The organism is Microbispora sitophila (assembly GCF_014892245.1).
Lineage (GTDB): Bacteria > Actinomycetota > Actinomycetes > Streptosporangiales > Streptosporangiaceae > Microbispora > Microbispora siamensis.
Genome location: NZ_JADBGC010000033.1, coordinates 103,510 through 108,306 on the forward strand (window position 1 = coordinate 103,510; position 4,797 = coordinate 108,306).

Below are 4,797 nucleotides of genomic sequence, written 5' to 3' on the forward strand. Positions count from 1 at the left end.
CCACGTGGTGGTGTCCCCCCCCCCCACCCCCCCGGCCGCGTCCCCCCCCCGGGCCCCCCGCGGCTCTTTCATTCCGGCGGCTCCGTGCTTCATTCCGGCGACGCAGTGCTTCATTCCGGCGACCCTGGGGCGATCGGGCGGCGGCGCCGGGGCATCCGCAGGGTGAGCAGCCGGGCGCGCGGCGCCACCCGCGCCGCGAGGCCGAACAACGCCTCGGTCCGCGTACGGTCCGCGTCAAGGTGTGTGAACAGGTTGACGCCCAGGTAGAAGGTGATCGCGGCGTACGCCACGTCGCGCGGGGGCAGGAGCCGGGCCAGCGGTGAGCCGCCGATCACCCGCTCGAGCGTCTGCTCCACGAAGTCGATCCAGGGGTCGGCCCGCTTGACGATCTCCGCCCGCAGCTCGGGGCGGGCGATGCTGGCGCCGACCAGCTCGGAGAAGAGCGTGATGTGCCCGCCCTCGATGTCGGCCCTGTAGACCCGGGTGGCGGCCTCCACCAGCTCTTCCAGCGTCGTGGCCCCCGCGACGGTCTCCCGGTGGGCCCGCATGCGCTCCTCCGACGAGCGGTCGAGGGCGGCCAGCAGCAGCGGGTCGACACCGCCGAAGTGGTAGAAGACCAGCGCCGAGTTGACGCCCGCCGCCTTCGCGATCGTCCGGGCGCTCGTGCCCGCGTACCCCTGGGTCTTCAACGTCTCCGCGGCCGCCTCGATGAGCCGGTCGCGCGTCTCCGCGCCCGAGTCCCGCCGTGTCGTCAATCCGCCTCCCTTGACACCACCCTTGATTCTCATCATACGGTTTAATCGATCGATTAAATCTCTCGCTCAAGGAGCGCCGTATGGAGTCGGAAACCCCGAGGCGGCCCCGGCTCGTGCTGGTCGTGACGCTGGCCGGGCTGTTCGCCGCCTACCTGCTCTACGAGGTGCTCCACGCGGGCCATCTGGAGCAGACCTCGCTGTTCTACGTGGGCATCCCGGCCGCCATCGCGGTCGTCGTGACGATGACGGCGCGGCCGAAGAGCGCGACCGGGGTCGCCATGGTCACGATCACGATCGGGCTCGCGCTGGCCGGGCCGCTGCTCGGCGAGGGCGTCGTCTGCCTGCTGATGTCGGCCCCGCTCTTCTACCTGGTCGGGTTCATCGTGGGGAACGCCGTCGACTACGTGCGCCGCCACAGCCGGCACGCGGTGGCCGTCGTCGCCCCGCTGCTGCTCGCCGCCGTGCTCGAAGGGGCCACGCCGTTCACCTCGCTGCCGCGCGACGAGGAGGTCACGGCGGCCGCCACGGCGGCGCGGGACACCGACATCGAGGCCGCCCTGGCCCGCCCGCCCGCCTTCGGGCCGGTCACCTCGCCATTGCTGCGGCTCGGCTTCCCCCGGCCGCTCGGCTCGGAAGGGCGGGGACTCGCCGTCGGGGACACCCGGACGATCACCTTCACGCCCCGGCGGTCCCTCGGGATCAACGCCCCGCTGGAGCCGCGCGCCATGACGCTGCGGGTCGCCGAGCGCGCCCCCGGCCGGGCGGTGTTCCGGGTGGAGCGCGACACGACCCTCGCCCGGTGGATGGACCTGCGCGAGGCCGAGTTCCGCTGGCGGGGACGACGCCTCGAAGTGACCTTCCGCTACCGGCGCACCTTCGACCCGGGCTGGTATTTCGGGCCGCTCCAGCGGTACGCCGCGACGCAGGCGGCCGGTTACCTCGCGGCGACCTTCACCTCGTGATCGCGGACACCATGTCCACCGGCCTCGTGACGGCGGATTCCGCGATCGGCCTCCTGCGCGGCGCGGCCCTGTTCGGCCCGCTCGCCGCCGTCCTGGTCGCGGCGGCCGTACGCCGCCCGCCCGAGCGGGCGATCGCCGCCATGATCCTCGCGACGGCCTGGAACCTGCTCGTCCTCGCCCTGGTCAATGTGATCGCGGTGCGGGCCGGCTGGTGGTCCTTCTCCGCCCGGGGCGCGGTGGTGAAAGGCGTGCCGGTGGACCTGCTGCTCGGCTGGGCGCTGCTGTGGGGGGCGCTGCCCGCGCACGCGGCCCGCCGCCTCCCGCTCCCGCTGACCGTCCTCGCGCTCACCTGGCTGGACCTCGCGTTCATGCCCCTGGCCCGCCCGCTCGTACGGCTCGGCGGCGACTGGCTGTACGGCGAGGCGCTCGCGGTGGCGCTCGGCCTGGTGCCCGGCCTCCTGCTCGCCCGCTGGACCGTCCGCGGCGTCCGCGTGGGCGGGCGGGCCACGCTGCAGGCGGTGCTCGCGGGCGGGCTCATGCTCGGACTTCCGATCACGCTCACCGGGGTGTGGCGGCAGCCCGGCTGGCTCGCGGGCCTCGGCGTCCAGGTGCTGGCCGCGCCGCTGACGCTCGGCCTGGCGGCCGTCCGGGAGTTCGCGGCGGCGGGCGGCACGCCGCTGCCGTACGACGCGCCCCGCCGCCTCGTCACGAGCGGGCCGTACGCGTACGTGCGCAATCCGATGCAGGTGTCGATGACGGCGAGCTACCTGCTCCTGGGCCTGCTGGACGTCCGTCTCCTGGCGGCGGCGGGCGTGGCCGTCGCGTACGGGGCCGGGCTCGCGGCCTGGCACGAGGGTGAGCAGCTCGCCGGCCGCTTCGTCGGCGCGTGGGTCGCCTACCGGTCCGCCGTGCGGGCCTGGCTGCCCCGCCTGCGGCCCTCCCCCGCCATGACGGAGGCGGTCGTCCACGTGTCGGCGACGTGCGGGCAGTGCGCGCCCGTCGGCAGGTGGATCCTGCGCCATGCCCCGGTCGCCCTACAGGTGCGCCCGGCGGAGGAACATCCCCGGGGCCTGCGCCGGATGACGTACGAGCGCGCGGACGGGCTGCGGGCCGAAGGGGTGGCGGCCTTCGCCCACGCCGCCTCGCACCTCCATCTCGGCTGGGCGCTCGCCGGATGGGTCCTGCTGCTGCCCGGCCTGGGCTGGTTCGCGCAACTGTGCGCCGACGCCTTCGGGGCCGGGCCGCGAAGCGTGCCGTCCCGGCCCGCCGAACGGGGGACGGGCCGGGACGGCCAGGCGTTCACCGAGTCCGCGGACGCGGCAGGCCCGCGCCGCGCCCCGTGACCGGCCGTTGCCCGCTCGGTGCGACCGTGCTCCGAGCGGGCGTGCGGGCGAGTCAGTGCGGGCGAGTCAGTGCGGGCGAGTCAGTGCGGGCGCGCGCCCTGCCCGGGGCCGGTCGTGGGAGCGGGGGCCTCGCGAGCCGTGGCCTTCGTGACCACGGCGGGCGGGACCAGCACCGCCGGGATCGAAACCGTCGTCCCGTTGGACACGACGGCCGTGCCGTACACGGTCCTGCCACCCGCGACCTCGACCGCCAGCCTGGCGGCGGCCGACGCCTCGGCCGCGACGTCGGTGCGCACGGTGGCGGTCTGCGTGCCGGCCCTGACACGCCCCAGCGCCGCGGGCCGCCCGCCATGCCCGATCAGCGGCACCCCGGCCATCCCCGCTCGCGCCATCTCGGCCGCGACGGCCTCCGCCATCGCGTCGCTCGCGCAGCACACGCCCGCCACCTTCGCGGCCCCGCCGAGCGCGGCGACGGCCGCCGCCACCTCGCGTACGGCCTCGTCGGGTCGCGTCAGGTCCCGTTCCCAGCCGATCCTCACCCGGCCGTCGAGCACGGCGTGCAGGGCCCGCTTCACCGTCGCTGCGTACGGGTCCGTGGCGGGGCCGTTGAGGAGCAGCACCGGCCCCGCGCCCTTCATGGCGCCGAGCAAGGCCAGCGCCTGCTCCCGCCCGACGCGCGCCGGGTCCGTCGCCACGTAGGCGTCCACCGGCCCGTTCGCGAGCCGGTCGTACGCGACGACCTTCGCCCCGAACAGCTTGGCCCTGGCCACCCAGGGAGCGGCGGCCTCGGGATCCACCGCGCCGAGGACCAGGACCCGCACGCCGTCGGCCAGCATCCGGCCGATCTGCCGCCCCTGCCTGGCCCGGTCGCCCGCGGCATTCGCGTACTGGACATGGCAGCGCGGGCAGAGGGACGACAAGGCCCGCGTGAACAGAGGTCGGTCGGGTCCCTCGCCGGGGAGCAGCAGGCCGACGGTGAAGCCGTCCCGCACGTCGCCGACCGCTCCGAGTTCCGCTCCTGGCTGCCGCCCGCCCTGCCCGCAAGCGGGAAGGGACATCAGGAGAAGCACGCAGACGCCCGCCAGTCGTCTCCCCACGGGGCACCCCCGATTCGTTGCGGAGCCACGTTTCGCAGAGCCGTCTTGTGGAGCGATGTCGCCTCAACAGTCACATACCCGGACATATGCCCCATAACGCTCGCTCCGGCAGCCGTACCCCAGTGCGGACGATCAGCCGCTGGGTGATCGGGCGGGGATTACGCCCAAGGCCGAAGGCCGCCGCTCGTCTCTGCGCACAGATCCCCTCACCCGCTAAGTTGTGAGAGACTCCACCATTGCGGGGCGGTAGCTCAGCCGGTCAGAGCATCGGACTCATAATCCGTGGGTCGTGGGTTCAAGTCCCACCCGCCCTACCACGTTTGATCAGGGAAACCCTGCCTGAGCTGTGGTTACTCCTTGCATCATGGTCACTGGGCATGCAGCTGTAGGCCACCGAGAGCCGCCGTCCGTCGCCAGTCACGGGATACCCGCACACCATCCCCTCGTACGCGAACGCGGTTTTCACTGCCGCGCGCGCCGGTTCTTCTCCACCGCTCGCTGGTGCGCCAACGCCCTAGGCCGTGTCTTCAATGTGATCTAGGTGTTGGATCATGACTTGGCGTGATTCGCCGGTACGAGTTGACCGATGAAGAGTGGGAGAAGCTGCAGGTTCTTCTCCCCTCCGGGCGGATGGGCCGTC

Annotated in this window: 4 protein-coding genes and 1 tRNA gene; 3 read left to right on the forward strand and 2 right to left on the reverse strand. The window is 73.7% G+C overall.

The window, feature by feature from the left end; genetic code table 11:
- Positions 1-110 precede the first annotated feature (110 nt).
- Positions 111-788: a TetR/AcrR family transcriptional regulator gene (locus IL992_RS40295; RefSeq protein ID WP_193208567.1), complete on the reverse strand. Its 678-nt coding sequence runs from the start codon at positions 786-788 to the stop codon at positions 111-113.
- 47 nt (positions 789-835) lie between these two features.
- On the opposite strand from IL992_RS40295, the gene IL992_RS40300 reads away from it, so the two are divergent.
- A complete protein-coding gene (locus IL992_RS40300) occupies positions 836-1,717 on the forward strand; it encodes a hypothetical protein (protein WP_193208553.1) in 882 nt (293 codons plus the stop codon).
- Entirely contained in the window at positions 1,714-3,060 is a 1,347-nt protein-coding gene (locus tag IL992_RS40305) for an isoprenylcysteine carboxylmethyltransferase family protein (protein ID WP_319019134.1), read from the forward strand. Before IL992_RS40300 ends, IL992_RS40305 begins: the two co-directional genes overlap by 4 nt.
- Positions 3,061-3,140: 80 nt before the next feature.
- Here IL992_RS40305 and IL992_RS40310 read toward each other — a convergent pair whose 3' ends face one another.
- Complete coding sequence (locus IL992_RS40310) at positions 3,141-4,118, reverse strand: substrate-binding domain-containing protein (protein ID WP_193208554.1); 978 nt, start codon at positions 4,116-4,118, stop codon at positions 3,141-3,143.
- A 279-nt stretch (positions 4,119-4,397) separates the two neighbouring features.
- Between IL992_RS40310 and IL992_RS40315 the strand changes: the two genes are divergently transcribed.
- Positions 4,398-4,474 (forward strand) — tRNA-Ile (locus IL992_RS40315).
- Positions 4,475-4,797: the final 323 nt, after the last annotated feature.